This is a genomic window from Lysobacterales bacterium (assembly GCA_016721845.1).
Classification (GTDB): Bacteria; Pseudomonadota; Gammaproteobacteria; order Xanthomonadales; family Ahniellaceae; genus JADKHK01.
Genome location: JADKHK010000003.1, coordinates 271,592 through 296,648, shown reverse-complemented (window position 1 = coordinate 296,648; position 25,057 = coordinate 271,592). Strand labels below are relative to the sequence as shown.

The following is a 25,057-nucleotide window of genomic DNA, read 5'->3' as shown; positions in this document are numbered from 1 at the left end:
AAGGAGAACACCATGAACCTGCTGCACCTGCGGGCGCTGGCTTGCGCCCTGATTCTGGCGGTCGGCGCGATGCGCGATGCCCATGCCGGCATCGCTGCGCCTGCCATCGACCGCGACACCGATCCCGGCGCACCGGTCTACATCGTCACGTCCGCCGACATCTACAAATCCCATCTGCAATCGATCGTCGGCAACGGCAAGGGCATCGGCCTGCGCGACAGCAGCGGTATGCAGCTGGTGCTGGCCGAAGTGAAGGCCTACCAGATCGACGCGATCAGCCGCGCCATCCACGAACAGCGCAATCGTTGCGGTGGCTTCTTCGCATTCGAGACGCGCGCCGATGCCGAAGCTTTCGTGCAGGGCGATGCGTCGGCGCAGGCCGCCCGCGCCAAGATGGTCAGCTACACCATCGACAACGGCGTGACCGTCAATCCCTGGTTGCCGCAAGCCAGTGAAGCCAACATCCGCAGCACGATCACGACGCTGGCCGGCAACACCAATCGCTACTACACAAGCAGCACCGGCCGGACTTCGGCCGAGTGGATCCGCTCGCGCTGGCAGACGCTGGCGGGATCGCGGACCGACGTCAGCACCGAACTCAGCACCTGCAGCACCTGTTCGACCCAGCCCTCGGTCATCCTGACGATCAACGGCAACGAACTGCCCGGCGAGATCCTCGTGCTGGGGGCCCATCTCGACTCGATCAATACCGGCGGTGGCGGCAGCACGACCCAGGTCGCGCCGGGTGCGGACGATGATGCCTCGGGCGTGGCGACGCTGACGGAGGTCATCCGCATTGCACTGGCCAGCGGCTGGAAGCCGAAACGCACGGTCAAGTTCATGGCGTATGCGGCCGAGGAAGTCGGCCTGCGCGGTTCGAATGCGATCGCGCAGTCGTTCAAGACCGCCGGCAAGAACGTGGTCGGCATGCTCCAGTTCGACATGACCAACTACAAGTCCGGTTCGGTCGCCGACATGCAACTCATCACCGACTATTCGAACGCGGAGATGAAGACCTTCCTGACCAACCTGTTCGACACCTACCTGGCGCCGACCGGCCTCACGCGCAGCACCTACACCTGCGGCTACGGCTGCTCCGATCATGCCTCGTGGACCAGTGCCGGCTATCCGGCCGCGATGATGTTCGAAGGAGGCAGCAGCAGCGGCTACAACCCGAACATCCATGGCCCGAACGACACGCTGGCGAACATGGGCAGCTCGGCCGCCAACAGCGTCAAGTTCGCCAAGCTCGGGCTCGCCTTCCTCGGCGAACTCGGCAAGACCACCGGTGGCGGCACGCCGACGAACCAGGCGCCGGTCGCGAACTTCGCGTTCACGACCTCGGGCTTGACCGCGACCTTCACCGACAGCTCGACCGATGCCGACGGCAGCATCGTCTCGCGCAGCTGGACGTTCGGCGACGGCGGCAGCAGCACCGCGACCAATCCGAGCCGCACCTATGCCGCGGCCGGCACCTACACGGTCGCGCTCACCGTCACCGACAACGCCGGTGCCACGCACACGAAGTCGAGTGCAGTCACGGTGTCCTCGGGCACGGCGCTGATCCTGAGCAATGGCGTGCCGGTCAACAACCTGTCGGCGGCGGCGGGTGGCAGCGTCAACTACGTGATGAACGTGCCGGCAGGTGCCACCAGCCTGAAGTTCGTGACCACGGGCGGCAGCGGCGATGCCGACCTGTACGTCAAGTTCGGTAGCGCACCGACGACGACCAGCTACACCTGCAAGTCGGAGAGCGGTACCAACGCCGAGACCTGCGCGATCGCGACGGCGCAGACCGGCACCTACTACGTGCTGGTCAAGGGCTACACCGCGTTCTCGGGCCTGAGCCTGACGGGCAGCTACAGCACCGGCACGCCACCGCCGCAAACGCAGACCTACAGCAACACGACCGACTACGCGATTGGCGACAACACCACGGTGGACTCGCCGATCACGGTCAGTGGCCGCAGCGGCAATGCCCCGAGCACGGCGTCGGTGACGGTCGCGATCGTGCACACCTACCAGGGCGACCTGAAGGTGGACCTCGTGGCGCCGGACGGCACGCTGTACAACATCCACAACCGCACCGGTTCGGGCACCGACAACATCAACAAGACGATGACGCTGAATCTGTCGTCCGAGCTGTTGAACGGCACCTGGAAACTGCGCGTGAACGACAATGGCGCCGGCGACACCGGCTACATCAACAGCTGGTCGATCACGATGTAGTGGATCGTGTCTGATGCGACCGCGCAAAGCCCCGGGAAACCGGGGCTTTGTCGTTTCAGGCGCGCGTGCGCCGCGCCAGTTCGGCGCGTAGCGGATCGAGCAGGGCGCCGTAACGCGGGGCACGCGCGGTGTCGGCGCGCAGGGGTTCGCGTACCTGCGCGGCGCTCGCGGTGCGCACGCTGCGCGACGAGGCCGTGTAGTCGAGGCAGGCCGGCACGAAGTCGAGCCCGAGTGCGGCGCACAGGCGTCGCAACTCGGCTTCCGGTTGCGCGACCAGCGCTTCATAGTGCTGCACGTGGATGTGCCGAGGGTCGCGTGGACGCCAAGCATCCAGCGCGCGTTCGCAATGCTGCAGGTAGGCCGCGATGTCGGCGAAATCGCAGCCGAAATGCGGCAACTGGTAGAACTGCTGCTTGTAGCAGGACCAGGCGGTCTCGAGCGGATCGCGGCGCATGTCGATGATGTGCGCGCCGGGCAGCATCGCGCGCAGCACGCCGACGAACTTCCAGTTTTCCGGCAGCTTGTCGGTATGGCGCGGCTTGCGGTTGCGCCAATGCGCCGTGCGCTTCAGATAATCGCGGCCGAGCCGCAGCCAGTCCTGCGCGGTCGCCTTGCCGATCCAGTGCGGCCAGGGCAGGCCGCGACGTTGCGACTCGGCCATCAGCACCTCGCCGAGATCGGGCAGTTCGCTCGCGCCTTCGATCTGCGGGTGTGCCGACAGCATTTGTTCCAGCAAGGTCGAGCCCGAACGTGGCAGGCCGACGATGAAGATCGCCTCGCGGCCGAAGTCCGGGTTGGGCGGTTTCGGCAATTGTGCGGTCGCCACGAGCATCTGGTCGACGTAGTCGCGCAGCGGCGCCTCGCGCCAGGGCGCGCGTTGCCGCTGCAGCGCATTCGCGGCGGTCAATGCCGCCAGCGCTTCGGCGTGATGTCCGGCGTCCTCCTCGGCCTTGCCGAGCGCAAAACCGATCGCGATGCGATCGCTGTCGCCGGTCGTCGCGACCTGCAGCAGCGTGTGCATGTGCGCACGATCATTCTCGTCGAGCGCGCGTGTCTTGATGTTGGCCAGGCCGCGCCAGGCATCGCCGCACGCCGGATGCAGGGCCAGCGCGGCACGGTAGTGCGCGATCGCGTCGTCGAACCGGCCGAGATGCACCAGTGCATCACCGTGCAGGATCCTTGCCGGCAGCAGGTCGGGTGCGATATCGACCGCGCGCTCGAGCGCCTTGCCCGCCGCCATGCTGTCGCCGCGCAATTGCAGTTGGCGACCGAGATTGAACCAGGGCATGGCCTGATCGGGTGCGAGTTCGGTGGCACGCCGCCAACTCGCGATCGCAGCGTCGATGTCGCCGGCCGCGGCCTGCGCATTGCCGAGGTCGCTGCGCAGCAGGCCGTCGTCGGGCCAGGCCGCCAGCGCACGGCGCAGGCTCGCGATGGCATCGGTCGGACGCTGCTGGCGCAACTGCACCACGGCCAGCAATCGCAGTGCTTCGGGATGATCGCGTGCTTCGGCCAGTACGGCGTCGAGCGCTGTGCGTGCGGCATCGATCGCACCATCGCGGATCGCGTCCGCGCCCTGCTGCAATCGCTCGACGGCTGAGGCCGACAGGCCGACCGTGCGCGGGTCCGATCGATCAGTCGGCGTGGCGGCGCCGGGCGCGGGATATCGAGGCGACGACATGTTCAGATCGGTGCGGGAAAACCCCGATGATAGCGATGCGCGACGTTATTCGAAGCCGTCGTGGAATACCGCGGCGGCGTCGTCGAGGTACACGTGCGCACGTCCGGCGTTGAAGCTGCTGCCATCGAACCCGGGCTCGCCGATCGCCACGCGCGCGCCACTCGCGGCGACATCGCTGGCGAACTGGTTGAACGCACCGCGTGTCGTGGGCGGTGCAATCAGCATCTGCGTGAAGGCGAAGCCGCTGCCGCCATCGTCGAAGACCTGCGCCGCGCCCTGTTGGCTGCCGCCGTCTCCCGACTGCCAATAGCTGCCGATGACCGCACGCTGACCGACGAGGGCCAGGCTGTTGCCGAAGCGGAAGGACAGGCCAGGCGCGGCGGCCGTCAGTCGGGACGCGGCGCCCCAAGAACCGGCGTTGCGCCGGAAGTCGTAGGCGGCACCGGCCGAGCCCAGGCCGTTCACCGTCTCGTCGCGCGCCGCGACCAGGGCCCGGTCACCGAGCACTGCGACGGCCTCGCCAAAAGCCTGGCCGGAGGCGCTCGGAACCGGCAGCAGTCGCGCCTGCTGACTCCAGGTCTGCCCCGAGCGCGTGAACACATAGGCGGCGCCGCTGTCGCTGTTCGAGATGCCGCCGTTGTCTTCGGTCGGCGCGCCGATCACGACCGTGACACCATCCAGCGCGACGGTGCGGCCGAATGCATTCGGTCCGCTGTAGGGCGTGGTCGCGAGCAGCCGGGCCTGGTGCGTCCATTGGGCATTGGCGTCGCGTACGAACGCATCGGCACCGCCGCCGCCCCAATCGGGAATGCCAATGATGGCCGTATCGTCCTGCAGTGCCACTGCATGACCGAAATGGGCAAAGGCACCAAGCGCAACCTGCGGCACCAGCTTTTGCTCCAGTACCCAGCCGCCACCGTCATGGCGGTAGACATAAGCCGCGCCCTGGTCGCCGATCAGGCCGCCGGTGCCGGGTGCGGGCGTGTCGTGCATCGGGGCGCCGACCAGCAGTCGGCCCGCATCGGTCGCGACATCGAAGCCGAACCAGCCGCCGGCTTCGGCGTCGGGTGCGACCAGCCGCTGTTCGAACTGCCAGACGGGGCCGACGCGCCGGAACACGTAGACCGATCCGACGTTGCCCGCGTCACTCTGGCCGGGCAGCAGCGCGATCTCGTCACTGAAGGCGCCCACGACGAGCACGTCGCCGGCGAGCGCGACGCTGCTGCCGAACAAGTCATTGCCCTCGGGTTCGCCACTGACGCCGGGGGCCAGGGTGGCGTCATGCTGCAGCGTTGCCGCAGCGCAATGCGGCACGATCGACATCAGCACGAGCCATCCTCGGATTCGCCACATCGCGGTTTGCTCCCGGGTTCGACGCGACCTTGCGCCGTGCGGCACCGGGGGACATCCCATGAATTGGGGACAGGCCGCGCCAATGGTCGCGCCTGCCCGACGTGAGGGCAGGCGCGCGTGGCAACATCACCCACTACGGCCTGATCCGGAGTCGACGCGAGATGACCATGATTGCCCCGGCACCCGCGCTCGTCGCGATCGTCGAGGACGATGCCGCGCTCAGCCTGCACTTGCGCGGCATCATCGAGGGCAGTGCCGAGTTCGCGCTGGCCTGGATCGCGCACAGCTTGCGCGACGCGCGTCAGCAGCTGCAGCGTCCGGCCGATCTGGTCCTGCTCGATCTTGGCCTGCCCGATGGTCGCGGCATTGGTCTGGTGCCGCAGCTGCGCGCATTGCCGAAGCCACCCCGCATCGTCGCGTTCACCGTGTTCAGCGACGAGGCGAACGTGGTCGACGCGGTCGAGGCGGGAATCGACGCCTACGTGCTCAAGGACGTCAGCAGCGAGGACCTGCTCGACGCACTGGCGCAGACGCGTGATGGCGCGTCGCCGATCTCGCCGGCGGTGGCGCGCTACCTGCTGCTGCGCGTGCGCCGCCAGGAGCCGGTTGCCGCGGCCACGCCGGAGCCGCTGCTGACGCAGCGCGAGCGCGATGTGCTGGAACGCCTGGCACGCGGCTACAGCTACCGCGAGACGGCCCAGCAACTCGGCATCAGCGCGAACACCGTGGCGCACCACATCAAGAACATCTATCCGAAGCTGGCGGTGGGATCGCGCGGTGAAGCCGTGTACCGCGCCGTGCAGGACGGACTGATCTCGCTCGAACGCTGATGCTGCGACCGCTGCTCCCGCTGCTGCGCTTCTTCGGCATCGTCGCGGCAATCAATCTGCTCGCCTTCGCGCTGTTCCTCTGGCTCAGCCTCTCCCGCGTGCCCGACCTGCCGGCGGTGACCCGAGTGCACGCACGGCAGGTGGCGAGTTATGCCGACGCACTGGCGATCGCGCGTGCGCCCGCGACGACCGCGGATACCGACCTGCCCTGGATCGGATGCCGTGACGATTGCGATTCTCTGTACCTGGTCGCCAGCGTCGTCGTGCCGCAACGCATTGACCCCGACACCGAATACGCGGTCTACCTGCAGTTTTTCAACGACAACGCCCAGGTCTTCGTGAACGGCCATCGATTCGGGCCGGACTGGGGGATCGCGCACAGCGCAGTGCGACGTCATTGGCCCTTGTACGCGCCATTCCCGGGCGGCTTGCTGCACCCGGGCGACAATCATGTCGCGGTGGTCGTGCGCGGGTCGTCGTCGGCGCGGTCGCTGATCCTGATGCCATTCTGGGTCGGTCGCGGGGAAGACCTGCGCAGCGCATACAGCCGCGCGCGCTGGATCGGTCCGCTCGGCCACCAGGTGTCGGCGTTGCTGACGCTCGCGACCGCGCTGATCGCGCTCGCACTGGTCATCGCTCGCCGCGATCCGGTGTACTTCTGGTTCGGCGTGTGTGCGGTCGGAGCGATCGCGATGCTGCTGCAAGGCATCGTGCCCGATCTGCGCGGGCCGTTCTGGCTGCGAACCCTGATGTACTTCGCCGGCGCATTCGCCTGTGTCTGCTTCACGCCGCGCTTCGCCGATGCCGTGCTCGGCGTGGCCTCGGGGTACTTTTCGCGCGTGCTGCTCTGGCTGTATCCGGTGCTCCTGCTGTTCACGATGTCGCTGCAACTGTTGCCGGACGTGACCGTCCTGCAGCAGCACGTTTGGCCCGGGAACTTGCTGCGCCTGTTCGGCGCCATCGTCGCGCCCTACCTGATCTGGCGTTGCGGCCAATACGCCGTGGCCCACGCCGATGACCGGTTTGCGCCGTGGACCATCGGCTTCCTCAGCGTCGCTGCACTGTGCGGCGGCTACGACGCGCTGAAGTCGACGCTGTGGTTCGGCATGTGGGAGATCTCGCTGGTGGCGTTCGGCGCGTTCTTCCTGACGGTGGCTTTCCTGCTCGACATCGCGCGTCGCGTGAGTGCGAACCAGCGGCGCATGTACGACTATGTCGGCGAGCTCGAACGCGCCGTGGCCGCACGCGAGGCGGAATTGCGTCGCGGCTTCGAGCGCATCGGCGCGATGCAGCGCGTCGAAACCCTGGCCGAGGAACGCCGCCGCATCATGCAGGACATGCACGACGGCGTCGGCGGACAACTGGCGAGCCTGCTGGTGCTGTCGCGGGACCGCGTGCTCGAGCCGGCCCGCTTGCTTGCTGCGCTTCGGGACGGGTTGGCCGACCTGCGGCTGATCGTCGATTCGTTGAGCCAGGTCGACGACGACCTCGCCTTCGCGCTCGGCAGCCTGCGTGGGCGCATCGCGCCGCAGCTGCGCGAGGCCGGCATCGATCTGGTCTGGGCGATCGATCCGGCGACCAGCTTGCCCGGTTTCGGTCCGCAGGCGGTGCTGCAAGTGTTCCGGATCGTCCAGGAGGCCGTGAACAATGCCCTGCGCCACGGCCGCGCTCGCCAGATCCGCATCGCCTTCGAGCGCACCGCCGATGCGATCGAGTTGCGCATCGAGGACGACGGCGTCGGGCTGCCCGAGACGCTGGCGGTCGGCGGCCACGGCATCGGCGGCATGAAGGCGCGCGCGGCGAAATGCGGCGCGGACTTCGCAATCCAGCGCGGCGACAAGGGCGGCACCCGGGTCCTGTTGCGCTGGCCCGGGCGACCGAATCTGGCCTGATCAGCGCGTCGCCATCACGCCCGGCAGCCAGGTCGCGAGCTCGGGCCACAGACACATGATCAGCAGCATCACGACCTGCAGCACGATGAAAGGGACCACGCCGCGATAGATGTCGGCGGTGCGCAAGGTCGGCGGTGCGACGCCGCGCAGGTAGAACAACGCGAAGCCGAACGGTGGCGTCAGGAAACTGGTCTGCAGGTTCACCGCGAACAGCACGCCGAGCCAGACCGGGTCGATACCGAGCGCGAGCAGGGTCGGTGCGGTCAAGGGCACGACGACGAAGATGATCTCGATGAAGTCGATCACGAAGCCGAGCAGGAACATCACGGTCATGACCGCGAGCAGCGCGCCCCACTTGCCGCCGGGCAGGTCGCTGAGCAGGGCGTGCACGGCGTCGTCGCCGCCGAAGCCGCGGAAGACCAGCGAGAACAAGGCCGCACCGATCAGGATCAGGAACACCATGCTGCTGACCAGCACGGTCTGCTGCATCACCTCGCGCAGGCGGGCCAGATTCAGTTCGCGGTTGAGCAGGCCGAACAGCATGGCACCGACCGCGCCCACGGCTGCGGCTTCAGTGGGCGTCGCGACGCCGTAGAGGATCGAACCGAGCACCGCCAGGATCAGTCCCAGCGGTGCAGCCAGCGCCTTCAGCAGATCGCCGGGTCCGATCGCGCTGCGTTCCGCGATGGGGATCGCCGGCGCTCGCTCCGGATGGCGCCAGGATGTCCACAGGATGTACACCAGATACAGCGCGACCAGCACCAGTCCGGGAATCAGCGCGCCGGAAAACAGGTCGCCGACCGCCACCGTCTTCGGTGCATAGATGCCTTGCTTGAGTTGGGCCTGCTGATACGCGTTCGACAACACGTCGCCGAGCAGCACGAGGATCACCGAGGGCGGAATGATCTGGCCGAGCGTGCCGGCGGCGCAGATGGTCCCGCTGGCGAGGCGTGCGTCGTAGCCATAGCGGAGCATGGTCGGCAATGCGATCAGGCCCATGGTCGTGACGGTCGCGCCGACAATGCCGGTCGAGGCCGCGAGCACGGCGCCGACCAGCATCACCGAAATCGCGAGCCCGCCGCGCAAGCCACCGAAAAGCGCGCCCATCGTCAGCAGCAGACGTTCGGCGATGCGGGCGCGCTCCAGCATCACGCCCATGAACACGAACAGCGGCACCGCCACCAGAGTGTCGTTGCTCATGGTGCCGAAGACGCGATTCGGCAGCGCTTCCAGGAAGGCCGGATCGAAGGCGCCGACGGCACTGCCGATCCCGGCGAAGATCAGGCCAACGCCGGCCAGGGTCATCGCCACCGGATAGCCGAGCGCGAGTGCCGCGCACAGGCCGAAGAACATCAGCATCGCCCAGGCACCGCCGCTCACAGGCGCGCCTCGTCATGCGCCGCGGTGATCGTGTCGGGCGAACGCCAGCGGGTCCATGCGTCGATCGCGTGGGCGATGCCTTGCAGGCCAAGCAGTGCCGCCGCGATCGGGATCAGGGTCTTGAGCAGGTAGACACCGGGCAGGCCGCCGGGCTCGCGCGAACTCTCGCGCAACGACCAGGCCATGCCGACATAGTCGAGGCTGACCCAGAACAGGAACACGCAGAACGGCAGCAGCAGCACGACGGCGCCGACCAGATCGGCGAGCGCACGCCCACGCGGCGACAGGCGCTGGTAGACGAGATCGACGCGCACATGCGCATCGCGCTTCAGCGTGAACGCCGCGCCGAGCAGAAACACCAGGCTGTGCAGCCACAGCGTCGCTTCCTGTGCCGCGATTGAACCGGTTGCGAACAGATAGCGTGCCGCGACCAGTCCGAACACCAGCAGCACCAGCAACAAGGTCAGCCACGACAGCGCGCGCCCGATCCATTCGTTCAGCGCGCCAATGCGCGCACTCAGCGTGTTCGCGAACGCCATCGAATCAACCCACGTCGATCGAGAAATGGTGGCTGGTGATGGCCATGCGCTGACCGAGATAGAACGCGTGCGCGCCATGGCGATGCACGCCGGAATCGAGGTGCAGGACTTCGCATTCCAGGCGCTTGGCTTCGCGGTAAAGCCATGCGAACAGCAGCTTGCCGTAGCCCTGGTCACGGACGTCGCTCGAGGTCACGAAGTCGTCCACGTACATGGTGCGGCCGCAGACCAGCATGGTCATGAGGCGATAGCCGGCCACGGCGCGGACCTGATCGCCATCCCAGAGCACGGCGATTTCGTAGCCTTCCTTGCGCTGCGTCGCGACGGCGGCGAGAAACCCGTCGAGGTCGAGGTGCTTGCGCAATTCCTGCATCACCGGGAAGGCCGCCTTCAGGGCGCCGATGGAATTCGCCCGGCGAATCGTCACCGTGCTTTCGATCTTCGCCATGTCAGTCCCACTCGTACAGGGTGTAGTAGACCGGGCGCACCGGGCCGTCTTCGCCGTCGTATTCAAGGCGGCCGTTGCCGTCGGTATCGAGATAAGTGTAGGCCGGGCCACGTTCGGGCACGACGCGCACCATATAGAGGCGACCGCCCTGCCGGTATTCCTCGATCACGGCACCCTTGACGTTGCGGATCGACACCGTCGGCGGCGGTTCGTCCGGCGGCTGCACTTTCTCCGGCAGCGGCGGATCCTCGGGTGTCGGCGCGTCCGCAACCTTGGTCGGGACGTCCTTGGTTTTTTCCGCCGCGACCAGTGGCAGCGCGACGATCAGGGCAAGCAGAAGCAGGGAGGTACGCATGCCGGTCAGTCTATCGCGCCGCTCAGGCTGATGTTGCGCCGGACGAGACGTTGGCAAGCAGGGTGTCGAGTTCATCGAGGCGATACGCGGCGAGCAGGGCACGCAGTTGCACGGCCAATTCCGCGTGATCCGCTTCGATCGCGGCGACGCCGTTCAGGGCGCCTTGCAGGTCGCCGGCCGCGAGCGACTGCCGCATGGCGACCAGCCAGTTCGCGGGCAGCTGCGCCAGTTGAATCGGGTCGGGCGCCGCCAGCGTCGGCGTGTCGATCGCAGGTGGCGCATCGTGATCGTAGAGGTAGCGCACGGCGAGGTAATCGGCCATCTTCGCGAAGATCATGCCCTCACGGAACGGCTTGGACAGGAAGTCGTCGCAGCCGCTGGCGAGGATCTCGGCGCGCTGGTGTTCGAGTGCGCTCGCCGACAGCGCCAGGATCGCGACGCGATCGCGGCCGAGGCGGCGTTCCTCGTCACGGATCCGGCGCGCGACCTCGGTGCCATCCATGCCGGGCATGCGCTTGTCGAGCCAGATCAGGTCGGGCCGCCAGTCACGCCACATCGTCAACGCTTCCTCGCCGCTGGCCGCCTGGCGCACCTCATAGCCGACCGCTTCAATCAGACCGCAGAGCAGGGTGCGATTGTCGTCGATGTCGTCGACGACGAGGATGCGGCGTATCGGCTGGCCGGGTTCGAGCGCACGGACCCGCCGGCGGTCGCCGCGCTCGCTGGATACGATGCCGTCGCTGCTTTCCGCGAGCGCCAGGCCGAGCGTGAACGTGGCGCCATGCCCGGGTTCGCTGCGCACGACGATGTCGCCGCCCATCAGTCGCGCCATGTCGCGCGACAACGCCAGGCCGAGCCCGGTGCCCTCCTTCGCGGCGCGGCCGGTCTCGGTTTGCACGAAGGGTTCGAACAGCTGACCGAGTTCGTGCGCGGCGATGCCCGGGCCGGTGTCCGCGATCTCGAATTCGGCACGGCCATCCTGCCAGCGCACGCGCAGGGTGACGCCGCCGCGGCTGGTGAACTTCACCGCGTTGCCAAGCAGGTTCAGCAGGATCTGGCTGAGCTTGCGCGCGTCGCCGCTCACCGCCTTCGGCAAGTCCGCAACCTCGATGTGCAGCCACAGGTCTCGCGCTTCGGCGCGCACGCGCATCAGCTCGCAGACATTGTCGATCAACGCGCGCAAGTCGAAGCTGGCGACCTCCAGTACCAGCACGCCGGCCTCGATGCGCGACAGCGACAGCACGTCGTTGATCAGTCCAAGCAGGTGTTCGCCGCTGCGCAGGATGGTCGCGAGATGGCGGTGGTCATCCGATGAGCGACTCGGTTGACGATCCATCAGTTGTGCGAAGCCCAGCACCGCGTTCAACGGCGTGCGCAGCTCGTGGCTCATGTTGGCGAGGAACACGGTCTTGGCGCGATTCGCTTCCTCGGCGCGCGTCCGCGCGACCTCGGCGGCTTGGCGCGCGGCTTCCAGTTGCGCGTTCTTGTCGCGCAGTTCGTGCGTGCGTTGCGCGACCACGTGCTCCAGCGCCTGGTTCTCGGCGCGGACCCGGGCCAGTCGCCAGCGCAGCAAGGCCTGCACCAGCAGGAATGCCGCGACCAGGTAACCGAGGTAGGCCCACGGCGAGCGGTACCAGGGCGGCAGGACGCGAAATGCGAACGTCTCCGTCGTGCCGATCGTGCCTTCCCGATTCCGCGCCCGCACCTGCAGGCCATAGCGGCCTTCGTGCAGGTTGGTGTATTCGCGGAAATCCTCGCGGCTCCAGGGCGACCAGTCGCGGTCGTTGCCGTCGAGGCGTGTCTGGTAGACCAGCCCATCGCCGCTGTCGAAATGCGGCGCCGAGAACTCGAAGCGCAGGGTGTGCGCGGCGAATGGCAGATCGATTGGCGCGAACGTTCCGCTGCCGTCGTACAGCGGTGCGCCATCGTTCCCGGTCGAGACTCGACGCAGCAAGGTGCGAAACCCGGGCGCCGCGGTGGAACCGACGCGGGCATCGAGTCGGAACAGGCCATCCGAGCCGCCGGCCCAGACGATGCCATCGTCTTCCGCGAACACCTTTTCGATCCAGCCACCGGCCGTCGCGGACAAGGATTGCGGCGCCCACGCCCATCCGGTGCCGGTCGACCGGGCGAGGCCAGCTTCTTTCAGACCACTGGTTTCATCCACCGTGGCCAGCCACAGCGCCTGCGACTGGCGGCCACCCACGCCATAGACCACCCAACGCTGCGTCTCGCCGAACAGCCCGGCGAAGCGGGGGTCCGGTTCGAAGCGGCGTGCGTGCGCGTCGAAGCGCATCAGGCCGTGATGCGTGGAGACCAGCAGCGTGTCATCGACGTCTTGCACGTAGTTGTCGTGCAGCTGCGGCAGCCCGTCCGCTTCGCCGTATCGTGCCTGTTCCGCAACGTGCACCTGGCCGCCGGCATCGGTCTCGAATCGCAGCCGGGCCACGCCGTGATTCCAGGTGCCGACCCAGAGCCGGCCGTCGGGTTCTTCCAGCATCGAGTTCACGGTGAGGTCGATGTCCGCCACGCGGCCCGCGTCGATCCATTGCCCGCCCTCGTGGCGCAGGATGGCGATGCCATCCCAGAGCCCGACATAGACACGGCCGGGCACGACCCTCGAGGCGAGCAGGGCGGTGGTGGTGCCGGTGACGCCACGCTGCAGCTGGGTGACGAGGTCGCCGCGGACCAGGAAGGTGCCGTCGTTGTTGCCGACCAGCAGGTCGTCACCGACCGAGAGAAATGCAAACGTCTGGCCACGCAGGCCGGCGATCGCGGCGAAGCGGGCATCCGTGCCGGCCTGAAGCCGGAACACGCCCTGTGCGGTGCCGGCATGCAGCACGTCGCGATGCCGATGCAGCGACAGCACGGCGCCATTGAGGCCGCTGCGCTCGTCGAAGCGGCTCAGCGGCAAGTCGGTTTCAACACGGCTCAGACCACGGTCGAGCGCGAGCCACAATCCGCCCTGGCGGTCGACGAACATGGCGAGGACGGTGTTGTCCTGCAGTCCGCGCGACTTGTCGAGGCGTCCACGCAGGCGCGCATCGGCCTCGAGGAAATAGACGCCGCCCTGGAATGTGCCGAACGCGTAGCCGCCATCCGGCAACTGCACGCCGCTGTACAGCAGGTCGCGGCGCAGTGCCGCATTCACTTCGCTGGACAGCGCTTGCAAGGGACCGCCGTCGGACACGTACAGGCCGCTGTCGCGGCTGCCAACCAGCAGGCCGTCACCGCTTCCCCAGGGCAGGACGAAGTCGACGCTGTGCTCACCGAGCACGTCGCTGCCGGGCATGCGTTGCAGCTCGTCGCCGACCAGTTCCATCAGGCCGCGGTCGCGTTCGCGAATGAACAGCCGGTCGCGGGTCATGAAGGCACGATGGAAGGCGGTACCCGGTGTCCAGCTGCGCACCTCATCGCCGCGCAGCCGGATCAATCGTGCATAGCTGGCAAAATAGATGTCGTCGCCGTGCACGAACACGTGGTGCACGTCGTCGAAATCGCGATCGGACGGCGCCAGTCGATCGAGCAAGGACACGTAGTGCATGCGGCCCCGTGCATCGGCTTCGAGCCGACCGATCTCGCCCATCGCGCCGACATAGATGCGACCGTCCGGCGCCACCGCGAGCGCGCGCACGACCGTACGCTTCTCGGTGCGGATCAGGCGCCAGCGTTCGCCATCGAACTCGAGCACGCCGTCGTTGTTGCCGACGTAGATCACGCCGCGATGATCCTGCACGACGGTCCAGTTCTGGGCATGGGCAGCGTAATCGCGCGGCGAATAATTGCGCAGGAAGGGCAGTCCCGCCTCGACGCGCGCCGAGTTCGGCGCGGCCACGGCCCAGCAGGTCGTTGCGATCAGCGCCAACGCCAGCAGCAGGCGAACCGTCCAGCGACCACCCATGCGTGCTCCATTCAGCGTGAAGGCCGATCATAGCCCGCCATCCGGGCCGGTCGCGATGCTGCTGCGTGTTAGGCTCGGAAGCTGAATCCGTACCCCGGGAACGAGTCGATGCAAGCGAGTGCCGAGCCCATCGGTAGCCTCCGGGCGGACATCCTGGTGGTCGACGACAATCCCGCGAACATCGAATTGCTGGTGGCCATACTCGGCGGCCACGGCTATCGCTGCCGTGTCGCGAACAGCGGTGCCCGCGCCCTGGCGGCGGCGCGCGCCGACGTGCCCGATCTGGTCATGCTGGACATCGCGATGCCGGGCATCGACGGTTACGAGGTCTGTCGACAACTCAAGGCGGATGCGGCGACCCGCGCCGTGCCGGTGATCTTCCTGTCGGCCTTGAACGGCGTGATCGACAAGGTGCAGGCATTCGCCGCCGGCGGTGCCGACTACATCGGCAAGCCGTTCCAGCTGGAGGAAGTGATCGCGCGGGTCGAGAGTCAGGTCCGGGTGTCGCGCATGCAGCGCGAGGTCGAGGAACGCAATGCGGAGCTCGGCCGCGTCAACGCCGAGTTGCTTGAGGCCACACAGCGCCTCGAAGCCGGCAATGCCCGACTGCGCAAGCTCTCGGAAAGCGACGGCCTCACCGGTGTCGCCAACCGACGCCTGTTCGATGGCAGCCTGATCGAGGCCTGGACCGCGTCGGTGCGGTCGCGCCGCGAAATCGCGTTGATCCTGATCGACATCGATCATTTCAAGGAATACAACGATGCCAGTGGCCACCTCGCCGGCGACGATTGCCTGAAGCGCGTCGCGCAGGCGCTGGAGTCCGAAGCGAGCGCAGTCGGGGCACTGGTGGCGCGGTACGGCGGCGAAGAGTTCTCCGTGCTCCTGCCGGACCCGGCAGCGACCGACGCGCGCGCACTCGCCGAGGCATTGCGCGCACGCGTCGAATTCGAAGCGCTGCCGCATCCGCGCTCGGATGTGGCGCGAGTGGTGACCGTGAGTGTCGGCGTGGCGGTGATGGCACCGACAGCGGCGCACGAGCCCGCACTCCTGATCGATGCCGCGGACCAGGCCCTGTATCGCGCCAAGGCCGCAGGCCGCAATCGCACCAGCATTTGAACCCGAGCCAGCCGGAGCCGCCATGAGCAAACTGATCCTGATCGACGGCTCGGCCTATCTGTTCCGTGCGTTTCACGCGCTGCCGCCGCTGTCGAACGCCCAGGGCGAACCAACCGGTGCACTGTTCGGGGTCGTGAACATGCTGCGTCAGCACCTGACGCAGAAGCCGGACTATCTCGCCTTCGTGATGGATGCCGGCGGCAAGAATTTCCGCCATGCCCGCTACCCGGACTACAAGGCCAACCGTCCGCCGATGCCACCGGATCTGCGGGCGCAGATCGAGCCGCTGATGCAGATCGTGCAGGCACTCGGCGTGCCGTTGCTGCGCGTGCCCGGGGTCGAGGCCGATGACGTGATCGGTACGCTCTCGAAGCAGGCCGAAGCCGCCGGTATCGAGGTGCTGGTCTCGACCGGCGACAAGGACCTGGCCCAACTCGTGACCGACAAGGTCACGCTGGTGAACACGATGACCAATTCGCGCCTCGATCCGGCCGGCGTGGTCGCGAAATTCGGCGTGCGCGCCGACCAGATCGTCGACTTCCTGGCCTTGATGGGCGACAAGGTCGACAACATCCCCGGCGTCGACAAATGCGGCGAGAAGACGGCGGCGAAATGGCTGGCCGAATACGGTTCGCTGGCCGGCGTGATCGCGCATGCGAACGATGTCGGCGGCAAGATCGGCGAGAACCTGCGCGCCGCAGTCGAGCGGCTGCCGTTGTCACAGGAACTGGCAACCGTGAAGCTCGACGTGGCGCTCGATCGCGCGCCGCAGGATCTGGTCCGGTCTGCGCCCGATCTCGACGCCTTGCGGGATCTGTATCTGCGCTACGGCTTTCGTGCCGCGCTGCAGGACCTCGAAGCGAATGGCGCAGCGGCGGTGGATCGTGCACCCGCGGCGCGAGCGGCGAAGCCGGCGGCGGTCGTGGTGCCGGTCGCGACCGTCGACGAGCTGCCCGATCCCGCCCTGGCCGCGAAAGGTCGGCATGTCTGCATCCGCGATCAGGCAAGTTTCGACGCATGGTTGGCACGATTGCGCGCGGCCGGCCGGTTCGCGTTCGATACCGAGACCAGCAGCCTCGATGCGCACCAGGCCGAGATCGTCGGGTTGTCGTTCGCGGTCGAGAGTGGCGAGGCGGCCTATGTGCCGCTGGCGCATCGTTACCCCGGCGTGCCGGAACAACTCGATCGCGCGGCCGCACTGGCCGCGATCCAGCCACTGCTGGAAGATGACGCGATCACGAAGATCGGCCAGCACGGCAAGTACGACATGCACGTGCTCGCCAACCATGGCATCGCGATGCGCGGCTATCGCCACGACACGATGCTGGCGTCCTACGTCTGGAACTCGACGGCGACCCGCCATGACATGGACTCGCTGGCGCAGAAATACCTCGGCTACGCGACGATCAAGTTCGAGGACGTGGCCGGCAAGGGTGCGAAGCAGATCGGGTTCGCCGACGTCGATCTCGAACGCGCCACCGAATATGCCGCCGAAGACGCCGACGTGACGCTGCGCCTGCACGAGGTACTGCAGGCCCGGCTCGCGACCGTGCCGGCGCTGCAGCACGTGTACGAAGACATCGAGATGCCGCTGGTGCCGGTGCTGCAGAGGATGGAGGCCCGCGGCATCCTGATCGACGCGCAGCGCCTGCGCGAACAGACCCAGCAGCTGCGTCGGCGGATGCACGAGATCACCACGCGTGCGCATGACCTGGTCGGGCATGCCTTCAGTCTCGATTCGCCCAAGCAATTGCAGGCGGTGCTGTACGAGGAGCTGAAATTGCCGGTGCTGGCGAAGACGCCGACCGGGCAGCCGTCGACCAACGAGGACGCGATCACCGATCTGGCCGAGCAACACGAGCTGCCGCGGATGATCCTCGACTATCGCGGCGCCGCGAAGCTCGCCAACACCTATACCGAGAAGTTGCCCGGGCAGATCAATCCGCGCACTGGTCGTGTGCATACGTCATTCCATCAGGCGATCGCGCAGACCGGACGCCTGTCCTCGACCGATCCGAACCTGCAGAACATCCCGATCCGCACCGAGGATGGCCGCCGCATCCGCACCGCCTTCATCGCGGCGCCGGGCTATGTGCTGCTGGCCGCCGACTATTCGCAGATCGAGCTGCGCATCATGGCGCACCTGTCCGAGGACGAAGGCCTGTTGCGTGCGTTCCGTGACGGCGTCGACGTGCATCGCGCGACGGCGGCGGAAGTGTTCGGCGTCGACGCGGACCAGGTGAGCGGCGACCAGCGCCGCGCCGCGAAGGCCATCAACTTCGGTCTGATGTACGGCATGTCCGCGTTCGGTCTGGCCAAGCAGATCGGCGTCGGTCGTGGCGAAGCGCAGGACTACGTGAACCGCTACTTCAACCGTTACCCCGGCGTGCGCGCCTTCATGGACCGCATCCGCGAACAGGCGAAGCGCGACGGCTACGTCGAGACCGTGTTCGGGCGGCGGCTGCATCTCAACGAGATCCATTCGCGCAATGCCGCGCAGCGCGCCGGCGCCGAGCGTGCCGCGATCAATGCGCCGATGCAGGGCACGGCGGCCGATGTGATCAAGCGCGCGATGCTGTCGGTCGATGCCTGGCTCGGTGACCGCGACGACGCGCGCATGCTGCTGCAGGTGCACGATGAACTCGTCTTCGAGGTGCGCCCGGCCATGGTCGAGGAACTCACCGCGGGTCTGCGCGAGCGCATGATGGGGGCCGCCGACTTGCGCGTGCCGCTCGAAGTCGGCATCGGTGCCGGCGCGAACTGGGACGAAGCGCATTGATGTGGGGACGAAGCGGGTGAAACCGGATCGATTTCGCGCCGTCTACACAGCGCTGAATCGATTCTGAATTCGGGACCTTCAGCAGGCGAACTTTTCGGCGCGTGCCGGGATCATAGTTTCCGGATCGCGAATCCCCCATCCGATCCGTTCACTTCTCCCCAGAGTGAACAGAGCAGGCCCTTACTTCCCCAGTTCGGCCTGCGACCCCGGCCCCGGTGTGCCCCCAAGCGCCCGGGGCTTTCTTTTGCCTGCAGTGCGGAGCGCCGATCAGGCAGAATGCGCGCTGTTCTTTGTGCGATGGACTTTCGTGGCGGCATTCCAATATCAGGCACTGGATGCGGCGGGGCGCGAGCAGCGTGGCGTGGTCGATGCCGACACCGCGCGCGCCGCGCGCCAGCAGCTGCGTGATCGCGGATTGCATCCGGTGGCGGTCGAGGCCGCAGTCGAAGCCGCGGCGAGCGGCGGGGTCGCGCGGCGCGGACTGGGTACGGCGCGGCTGGCGGTGTTCACGCAGCAACTCGCGACTTTGCTCGGTGCCGGTCTGCCGATCGACGAGGCGATGGGTGCGCTCGCCGATGAAACCGATGACTTGAAACTGCGCCATCTCGTCGCCGCCTTGCGCGGCCGCGTGCGCGAAGGTCGTTCACTGGCGGCGGCGCTGGCCGAATTCCCGGAGTCGTTCGACGAGTTGTATGTCGCCACCGTGACCGCCGGCGAGAGCAGTGGCCATCTCGATGGTGCCCTGCATCGCCTGGCCGAATACGCCGATCAGCGCGACAGCCTGCAGCGTGAAGTCTGGACGGCACTGGCCTATCCGCTGTTGCTGCTGATCGTCGCGGCGGCGGTGGTGACGGGCCTGATGACCTCGGTGGTACCGAAGGTCATCGACGTTTTCGAAAACCTCGGGCGCGACCTGCCCTGGTTGACCGTGGCGATGGTGTCGCTGTCGCGCTTCCTGTCGGCCTGGGGACTCTGGCTCGGTCTCGCGTTCGCGCTGTTTGTCGTGTTCGCGCTCGGCGCGCTGCAACGCCATGCGGTCCGGGCGCGCATGGATGCGCTGATGTTGCGTGTGCCGGGTCTCGGTCGTCTGCTGCGCGCGATGGACACAGCGCGGGCGACGCGCACCTTGGCGGTGCTGGTCGGTGCCGGCGTGCCGGTGCTGGATGCGATCAAGCTCTCGGTCGGCACCGTGCGGCGCGAACCGATGCGGGTGGCGCTGCGTCAGGCCGCCGTGCGCGTGCGCGAAGGTGCGACGCTGGCGCGTGCGCTCGGCGAGCACAAGGCGATGCCGCCGGTGGCGCTGCGCCTGATCGGCAGTGGCGAGAAAAGCGGCCAGCTCGCGACCATGCTCGAAGCGGCGGCGACCCAGCAGTCGCGCGAAGTGCGCACGCATCTGGCGGTCATCGCGGCCATTCTCGGTCCGGTGGTGATCCTGCTGGTCGGCGCCGTGGTGCTGGCGATCGTGCTGGCGATCCTGCTGCCGATCTTCGAGCTGAACTCGCTGGTGGGTCGCGCATGATCCGGTTCGACAACGTCAGCAAGCGCTACGCGAATGGCGGCGACGCGCTCAGCGACATCGCCTTCGAGATCGGCACCGGCGAGATGGTCTTCGTCACCGGACACTCCGGCGCCGGCAAGAGCACGCTGATCAAGCTGCTCGCCCTGATCGAACGGCCGACGCGCGGCCAGATCGCGATCGACGGTGAACCGCTTGCGCGTGCCCGCGGCGCGCGCATTGCCGCCTATCGGCAGCGCCTCGGTCTGGTGTTCCAGGACTATCGCCTGCTGGAGGACCGCAGTGTCGCCGACAACGTTGCATTGCCGCTGACGATTGCCGGCTGCGAGCAGGCCGAGCTGCAAAAACGCGTGCGGGCAGCGCTGGATCTGGTCGGGCTCGGCGGTCGTGAACGGGTGCGCCCGAGCATGCTGTCCGGCGGCGAGCAGCAGCGCGTCGGCATCGCCCGCGCGATCGTCGCGCGCCCGGCCCTGATCATCGCCGACGAGCCCACCGGCAATCTCGATCCGCAACTGGCCAGCGAGATCATGCAGCTGTTCGTCGCATTGGCGCACACCGGTTCCACCATCCTCGTCGCGTCCCATGACCTGCACCTGATCCAGCGCATGAAGAAGCGCGTGCTGGTGCTGGACAAGGGGCGGCTGATCGACGACTTCCGTCCGGGGAAAGGCGCATGAGCCGACGGAGTCGCAAGGCCAAGAGCGGCCACGAGGACGCGTCGCCACCGGCCAATATCCGCGTCGCGCGCAATCGCGGACTGGAGCGCACCAGCGTCATGCAATGGTTCGCGCAGCATCGCGCGGCCTTGCGTGCGGCGCTGTCGCAGTTCGGCGCGCACCGGATCGGCAGCATGGTCAACGTGCTGGTGATCGGTCTCGCACTCGCCTTGCCCCTGCTGCTCGATCATGCGGTGCGCAATCTCGCCCAGGTCGGCGGTGCGCTGGACGAGCAACGCGATATCACCGTGTTCCTCGATCCGACGCTCGATCGTGCCGGGGTCGATGCCGCGATGCGCGATCTGCACGCGGTCAAAGGGGTCTCCGCCATCCAGCGCCGCACGCCCGAACAGGGCTTGGCCGATCTGCGCCAGCTGCCGGGATTCGAAGCGGCTGCAACGGCGCTGGATCGCAATCCACTGCCGTGGGTGGCCTTGGTCACCCCGGCCGACGGACACGATCAAGGCGAACTTGCAGCGCGCCTCGAAGTCGTCGCCGGCGTGGATCTGGTTCAGCACGACGCGGCGTGGCGCGAGCGACTGGATCGCATCCTGTCGCTGCTGCGGCGGGTCGTCTACGTGCTCGCGGGCCTGCTCGGCGTGGGCGCGATGTTGCTGATCGCGAATGCGATCCGTCTCGACGTGATGGCGCGGCGCGAGGAGATCAGCATCGTCTCTCTGCTTGGTGGCAGCGATGCCTACGTGCGGCGTCCGTTCCTCTACGGCGGCGCCTTGTATGGCGTGCTCGGTGCGATGGCCGCAATCGCCCTGTTGTGGACCGTGCACAGTGTGGTGCGTGCCCCGGTGGCCGAGCTCGCCGAGAGCTACGCCGCGGACTTTCGACTGTCGGCGCCGGACCCCGTCGCCAGTGCCGTGGCGCTGGCCGTCGGTCTGGTGCTGGGCTGGATTGGCGCCTTGGTCGCCGCTACGCTGCAACTCCTCTCCGATCGAGCCGACTGACCGCCCATGGATGCCGTACTCACCTCCCACATTGCGAGCGACGAGCCGCGCGTGCTGGTGGTCGACGGTTCGAAGGTGGCACGGCGCATGATCGAGCAGGTGCTCAAGAGCGAGCTGCCGAACGCGGTCGTGATGAGTTGCGAGACCGGGGCCCAGGCCAAGCAACACCTTGAATCCGGCGTCGTCGATCTGGTCACGATGGCACTCACCCTGCCCGACATGGGCGGCTTCGAGTTGGCGCGCTACATCCGCGAACATACGCCGCAGGCCTATATTCCGATCGTCGTCGTGTCCGGCAGCGTGACCGAATTGCTGGAAACTCGCGGCATGTCGGAAGACGTGACCGACTACTTCGACAAGTCGCTCGGTTTCGCCGCGCTCGGCGAGTTCATCCGCGGCTACGTCAGTGCCCAGTCATCGGCGGACGGCCAGATCCTCTACGTCGAGGACAGCAAGGTGGTCGCATTGGCGACCCGGCGCATGCTTGAGAAATACGGGCTCAAGGTCACCCACGTGGTCAGCGTCGAGGATGCGCTGGCGCTGGTCGAAACCGCGCAGGCCCAGGGCACGGGACCGGGTTTCGATCTGGTCCTGACCGACGTGTATCTGAAGGGCGGTTTGACTGGCAAGGAACTGCTGGAGCACGCGCGTGGCCCCTTCGGCTACAGCAAGGGCCTGTTGCCGATCCTGGTGATGACCGCAGATGACAACCCAGCCAATCAGGCGGCCTTGCTGCGCGCCGGCGCGAACGACCTGGTCAGCAAGCCGGTCGAGGAACGCCTGCTGATCACCAAGCTGCTGTTCCAGCTGCGCGTCGGCAAGAGCTTCCGCAAGACCCAAGCCGTCAGCGCGTGAGCGCGGATCGCGTCCGCCTCGAACCGGGCTGGAAGGCGCGGCTCGCCGGCGAATTCGAGGCGCCCTACATGCAGGCGCTGCGCGAATTCCTGGTCGCCGAAAAGCGCGCCGGCAAGACGATTTTTCCGGCCAGTGGCCACCTCTTCGCGGCGCTCGACGCCACCCCCTTCGAGCAGGTCAAGGTCGTCGTGTTGGGGCAGGATCCGTATCACGGCCCGGGACAGGCGCATGGCTTGTGCTTCTCGGTGTTGCCAGGCGTGCCGGTGCCGCCGTCGCTGGAGAACATCTTTGCCGAACAGCGACGCGATCTCGGCCTGCCGCGTCCGGATCATGGCTGGCTGATGCCGTGGGCAAGGCAGGGCGTATTGCTGCTGAATGCGGTACTGACGGTCGAGCGTGGCGTCGCCGGTTCGCATCAGGGCAAGGGCTGGGAGCGCTTCACCGATGCGGTCGTGGCGCGTTTGAACGAGGAACGCGAGGGGCTGGTGTTCCTGCTCTGGGGCAGTTACGCCCAGGCCAAGGGCAAGACCATCGATGCCCGGCGCCATGCCGTGCTGAAGGCGCCGCACCCGTCGCCGTTGTCGGCGTACCGCGGCTTCATCGGCTGCGGCCACTTCTCGGCGGCGAATGCCCACCTCGTCGCGCATGGTCAGGCGCCGATTGACTGGTCCCTGCCACCTCGGGCCTCGCTGCCTTCCGCCTAGGCCGACTCAGTCGATGCCACGGCGCTGGGGCGACTGCGGCGATCCGAAACGCAGCCAGCGTTCGGCGTAACTCTCGTTCGAGAACATCATGATCGTGAGGCCCTTTTCGGCACCGACGATCATCCCGTATTCGTTGGCTTCGACTTCCTCATGCAGGTCGACGAAGGCGCAGCGGATGTCGCGGAAGCCCGCAGCGACCATGGCATCGGTGACGGCTTCGAAAATCTCCGGGCCGGCGTTCGGCCATGCCGGCAGATCTTCGAGGACAAGGATGGCGCGAGCACCGCGCCGCTGACATTCGTCACCCAGTCGCGCCCAGTACGCGGTCGACACGGACAGCGTGTCTTCGGCGCCGTGCACGATGGCGCGCAGGAAGCCCGCGCGGTCTTCAAGATCGATCGTGAATCCGGGGCCTTCCAGGCGTTGGGTCGACACGACGTCCTCCGCGCGTTCCGGGCAATCGGGCGCGTCCATGCAGCGGATTGTGCCATCGTTCGCACCGCTTCTTGACGCAATACTCACGGTTTCGAGGCATACTCCACCCCGTGCCAGTCGTCATGATCGGCACACTCCAAGGGGAGTAGCTCCCGCTGCGGTGGTCGTCAGTACGGAACCGATGGTTCCCGGCCCGCAGGCAGCGCTCAAGCGCTGTGAGCAAGACCTTGGCCTTTCCGGATGCGCGGCTTCGCCGCGTGTCCGGCCGCCGTGTGCGGAGGCCGGGTCGAACCATCGTTCCCTGTCTCGTCACGACGGATATTCCGTGGCTGAGGTTCGGGGGTTCGCATGCAGACGATTGGTGAATGGTGGATGTGGGCGGGCTTCGCCGCCTTCGTGGTGATCGCGTTGGTGGTCGATCTCGTGGTCATGCGTGCCCAGGGTGCGCACAAGGTCTCGGTCAAGGAAGCGCTTGGCTGGTCGCTGATCTGGGTGGCGTTCGCCATGCTCTTCTGCGCCGGCTTGTGGTGGTATCTCGACGGCAGCGGCGGACGCGAACTGGCGAACGCCAAGGCCAGCGAGTTCCTGACCGGTTACCTGATCGAGAAGTCGCTGTCGGTCGACAACATCTTCGTGTTCCTGATGATCTTCACCTACTTCGCGGTGCCGATCGAATTCCAGAAGCGCGTGCTGATCATCGGCGTGATCGGCGCCATCGTGTTGCGCGCGGTGATGATCCTGCTCGGCGCGCTGCTGATCGCGAAGTTCCACTGGATCCTCTACCTGTTCGGTCTGTTCCTGCTGGTCACCGGGGTGAAGATGCTGTGGTTCGCCGATGCGACGCCGGACCTGGAGCAGAACCCGGTGCTGCGCTGGATGCGTTCGCACCTGAAGATATCGAACAGCTTCCGTGGCGAGGACTTCAGCTTCATCGAGGCCGGCAAGCGCTGGTTCACGCCCTTGTTCGCGGTGGTGATCCTGATCGCCATCACCGACGTGATCTTCGCGGTCGATTCGATTCCGGCGATCTACGCGATCACCGAAGACCCGTTTATCGTGATGACCGCCAACATCTTTGCCATCCTCGGCCTGCGCGCGCTGTATTTCCTGCTGGCCGACATGAAGGACCGGTTCCATCTGCTGACCTACGGACTGGCCCTGGTGCTGGTGTTCGTCGGCACCAAGATGCTGATCGTCGACTTCTACAAGATCCCGGCCTTCGTCTCGCTGGGTGTGGTCGTGGCGATCCTGGCCACCAGCATCGTCATGAGCCTGATGTATCCGTTCGGGCCGCGGCGCGAAGGCGCTGGCCTCGCCGCAGGCCAGGATCCGCGCGACGATCACGGCCAGTCCTGACCTCGCCGCAACG

The 25,057-nt window shown here is 67.1% G+C and carries 19 protein-coding genes; 11 read left to right on the top strand and 8 right to left on the bottom strand.

Features of this window, described 5'->3' with window-relative positions; genetic code table 11:
- Positions 1 to 12 precede the first annotated feature (12 nt).
- Positions 13 to 2,229, top strand: coding sequence for a M20/M25/M40 family metallo-hydrolase (locus tag IPP28_01605; GenBank protein MBL0039749.1), 2,217 nt, complete (start codon positions 13 to 15; stop codon positions 2,227 to 2,229).
- Between the two features lie 55 nt (positions 2,230 to 2,284).
- Here the strand turns inward: IPP28_01605 and IPP28_01600 are convergent, their stop codons facing one another.
- Together IPP28_01600 and IPP28_01595 are read right to left on the bottom strand one after the other, a co-directional pair.
- On the bottom strand, positions 2,285 to 3,910 hold the full coding sequence (locus IPP28_01600) for a sulfotransferase (protein ID MBL0039748.1): 1,626 nt from the start codon (positions 3,908 to 3,910) through the stop codon (positions 2,285 to 2,287).
- Between the two features lie 45 nt (positions 3,911 to 3,955).
- Positions 3,956 to 5,263, bottom strand: a complete 1,308-nt coding sequence (locus IPP28_01595) for a hypothetical protein (GenBank protein MBL0039747.1) — start codon at positions 5,261 to 5,263, stop codon at positions 3,956 to 3,958.
- Between the two features lie 161 nt (positions 5,264 to 5,424).
- Here IPP28_01595 and IPP28_01590 point away from each other — a divergent pair, with 161 nt between their 5' ends.
- Both IPP28_01590 and IPP28_01585 read left to right on the top strand, forming a co-directional pair.
- Positions 5,425 to 6,093: a response regulator transcription factor gene (locus tag IPP28_01590; GenBank protein MBL0039746.1), complete on the top strand. Its 669-nt coding sequence runs from the start codon at positions 5,425 to 5,427 to the stop codon at positions 6,091 to 6,093.
- A complete protein-coding gene (locus tag IPP28_01585; GenBank protein MBL0039745.1) occupies positions 6,093 to 7,985 on the top strand; it encodes a hypothetical protein in 1,893 nt (630 codons plus the stop codon). The genes IPP28_01590 and IPP28_01585 overlap by 1 nt, the downstream gene beginning before the upstream one ends.
- On the opposite strand, the gene IPP28_01580 is transcribed toward IPP28_01585, so the two are convergent.
- From IPP28_01580 to IPP28_01560, 5 genes are read right to left on the bottom strand one after another with little or no spacing between them, the layout of a single operon-like run.
- Positions 7,986 to 9,344 (bottom strand): TRAP transporter large permease subunit, encoded by a 1,359-nt coding sequence (locus IPP28_01580; protein ID MBL0039744.1) that lies wholly within the window; start codon positions 9,342 to 9,344, stop codon positions 7,986 to 7,988.
- A gap of 17 nt (positions 9,345 to 9,361) precedes the next feature.
- Positions 9,362 to 9,904 carry a TRAP transporter small permease subunit gene (locus IPP28_01575; GenBank protein ID MBL0039743.1) on the bottom strand — a complete coding sequence of 181 codons (543 nt, stop codon included), beginning with the start codon at positions 9,902 to 9,904 and terminating at the stop codon, positions 9,362 to 9,364.
- A 4-nt stretch (positions 9,905 to 9,908) separates the two neighbouring features.
- Entirely contained in the window at positions 9,909 to 10,352 is a 444-nt protein-coding gene (locus tag IPP28_01570) for a GNAT family N-acetyltransferase (protein MBL0039742.1), read from the bottom strand.
- Position 10,353: 1 nt separating this feature from the next.
- Positions 10,354 to 10,707, bottom strand: a complete 354-nt coding sequence (locus IPP28_01565) for a DUF2782 domain-containing protein (protein ID MBL0039741.1) — start codon at positions 10,705 to 10,707, stop codon at positions 10,354 to 10,356.
- A gap of 22 nt (positions 10,708 to 10,729) precedes the next feature.
- The gene (locus IPP28_01560) at positions 10,730 to 14,608 is read right to left on the bottom strand and encodes a response regulator (protein ID MBL0039740.1); all 3,879 of its coding nucleotides are present in this window, start codon (positions 14,606 to 14,608) and stop codon (positions 10,730 to 10,732) included.
- Between the two features lie 108 nt (positions 14,609 to 14,716).
- Between IPP28_01560 and IPP28_01555 the strand changes: the two genes are divergently transcribed.
- The 7 genes from IPP28_01555 to ung all read left to right on the top strand — a co-directional run bounded on the left by IPP28_01555 (position 14,717) and on the right by ung (position 23,253).
- The gene (locus tag IPP28_01555) at positions 14,717 to 15,724 is read left to right on the top strand and encodes a diguanylate cyclase (GenBank protein MBL0039739.1); all 1,008 of its coding nucleotides are present in this window, start codon (positions 14,717 to 14,719) and stop codon (positions 15,722 to 15,724) included.
- A gap of 22 nt (positions 15,725 to 15,746) precedes the next feature.
- Entirely contained in the window at positions 15,747 to 18,503 is a 2,757-nt protein-coding gene (polA, locus tag IPP28_01550; protein ID MBL0039738.1) for a DNA polymerase I, read from the top strand.
- Positions 18,504 to 18,810: 307 nt separating this feature from the next.
- Positions 18,811 to 20,022, top strand: coding sequence for a type II secretion system inner membrane protein GspF (gene gspF / locus IPP28_01545; GenBank protein ID MBL0039737.1), 1,212 nt, complete (start codon positions 18,811 to 18,813; stop codon positions 20,020 to 20,022).
- Positions 20,019 to 20,696, top strand: coding sequence for a cell division ATP-binding protein FtsE (gene ftsE, locus IPP28_01540; GenBank protein MBL0039736.1), 678 nt, complete (start codon positions 20,019 to 20,021; stop codon positions 20,694 to 20,696). The genes gspF and ftsE overlap by 4 nt, the downstream gene beginning before the upstream one ends.
- Positions 20,693 to 21,694: an ABC transporter permease gene (locus IPP28_01535; GenBank protein ID MBL0039735.1), complete on the top strand. Its 1,002-nt coding sequence runs from the start codon at positions 20,693 to 20,695 to the stop codon at positions 21,692 to 21,694. The genes ftsE and IPP28_01535 overlap by 4 nt, the downstream gene beginning before the upstream one ends.
- 6 nt (positions 21,695 to 21,700) lie before the next feature.
- Complete coding sequence (locus tag IPP28_01530; GenBank protein MBL0039734.1) at positions 21,701 to 22,549, top strand: response regulator; 849 nt, start codon at positions 21,701 to 21,703, stop codon at positions 22,547 to 22,549.
- Positions 22,546 to 23,253: a uracil-DNA glycosylase gene (gene ung, locus IPP28_01525; protein ID MBL0039733.1), complete on the top strand. Its 708-nt coding sequence runs from the start codon at positions 22,546 to 22,548 to the stop codon at positions 23,251 to 23,253. The genes IPP28_01530 and ung overlap by 4 nt, the downstream gene beginning before the upstream one ends.
- 6 nt (positions 23,254 to 23,259) lie before the next feature.
- Here ung and IPP28_01520 read toward each other — a convergent pair whose 3' ends face one another.
- On the bottom strand, positions 23,260 to 23,688 hold the full coding sequence (locus tag IPP28_01520; GenBank protein MBL0039732.1) for a hypothetical protein: 429 nt from the start codon (positions 23,686 to 23,688) through the stop codon (positions 23,260 to 23,262).
- 348 nt (positions 23,689 to 24,036) lie between these two features.
- On the opposite strand from IPP28_01520, the gene IPP28_01515 reads away from it, so the two are divergent.
- Complete coding sequence (locus IPP28_01515; GenBank protein MBL0039731.1) at positions 24,037 to 25,044, top strand: TerC family protein; 1,008 nt, start codon at positions 24,037 to 24,039, stop codon at positions 25,042 to 25,044.
- Positions 25,045 to 25,057 lie beyond the last annotated feature (13 nt).

Coding starts and splice junctions, on each gene's coding strand:
- IPP28_01565 (MBL0039741.1), bottom strand. CDS start 10,707: ATGCGTACCTCCCTGCTTCTGCTTGCCCTGATCGTCGCGCTGCCACTG.
- ftsE (MBL0039736.1), top strand. CDS start 20,019: ATGATCCGGTTCGACAACGTCAGCAAGCGCTACGCGAATGGCGGCGAC.
- IPP28_01595 (MBL0039747.1), bottom strand. CDS start 5,263: ATGTGGCGAATCCGAGGATGGCTCGTGCTGATGTCGATCGTGCCGCAT.
- IPP28_01575 (MBL0039743.1), bottom strand. CDS start 9,904: ATGGCGTTCGCGAACACGCTGAGTGCGCGCATTGGCGCGCTGAACGAA.
- IPP28_01555 (MBL0039739.1), top strand. CDS start 14,717: ATGCAAGCGAGTGCCGAGCCCATCGGTAGCCTCCGGGCGGACATCCTG.
- IPP28_01570 (MBL0039742.1), bottom strand. CDS start 10,352: ATGGCGAAGATCGAAAGCACGGTGACGATTCGCCGGGCGAATTCCATC.
- IPP28_01600 (MBL0039748.1), bottom strand. CDS start 3,910: ATGTCGTCGCCTCGATATCCCGCGCCCGGCGCCGCCACGCCGACTGAT.
- IPP28_01560 (MBL0039740.1), bottom strand. CDS start 14,608: ATGGGTGGTCGCTGGACGGTTCGCCTGCTGCTGGCGTTGGCGCTGATC.
- IPP28_01605 (MBL0039749.1), top strand. CDS start 13: ATGAACCTGCTGCACCTGCGGGCGCTGGCTTGCGCCCTGATTCTGGCG.
- polA (MBL0039738.1), top strand. CDS start 15,747: ATGAGCAAACTGATCCTGATCGACGGCTCGGCCTATCTGTTCCGTGCG.
- IPP28_01530 (MBL0039734.1), top strand. CDS start 21,701: ATGGATGCCGTACTCACCTCCCACATTGCGAGCGACGAGCCGCGCGTG.
- IPP28_01515 (MBL0039731.1), top strand. CDS start 24,037: ATGCAGACGATTGGTGAATGGTGGATGTGGGCGGGCTTCGCCGCCTTC.
- IPP28_01535 (MBL0039735.1), top strand. CDS start 20,693: ATGAGCCGACGGAGTCGCAAGGCCAAGAGCGGCCACGAGGACGCGTCG.
- IPP28_01580 (MBL0039744.1), bottom strand. CDS start 9,344: ATGCTGATGTTCTTCGGCCTGTGCGCGGCACTCGCGCTCGGCTATCCG.
- IPP28_01590 (MBL0039746.1), top strand. CDS start 5,425: ATGACCATGATTGCCCCGGCACCCGCGCTCGTCGCGATCGTCGAGGAC.
- IPP28_01585 (MBL0039745.1), top strand. CDS start 6,093: ATGCTGCGACCGCTGCTCCCGCTGCTGCGCTTCTTCGGCATCGTCGCG.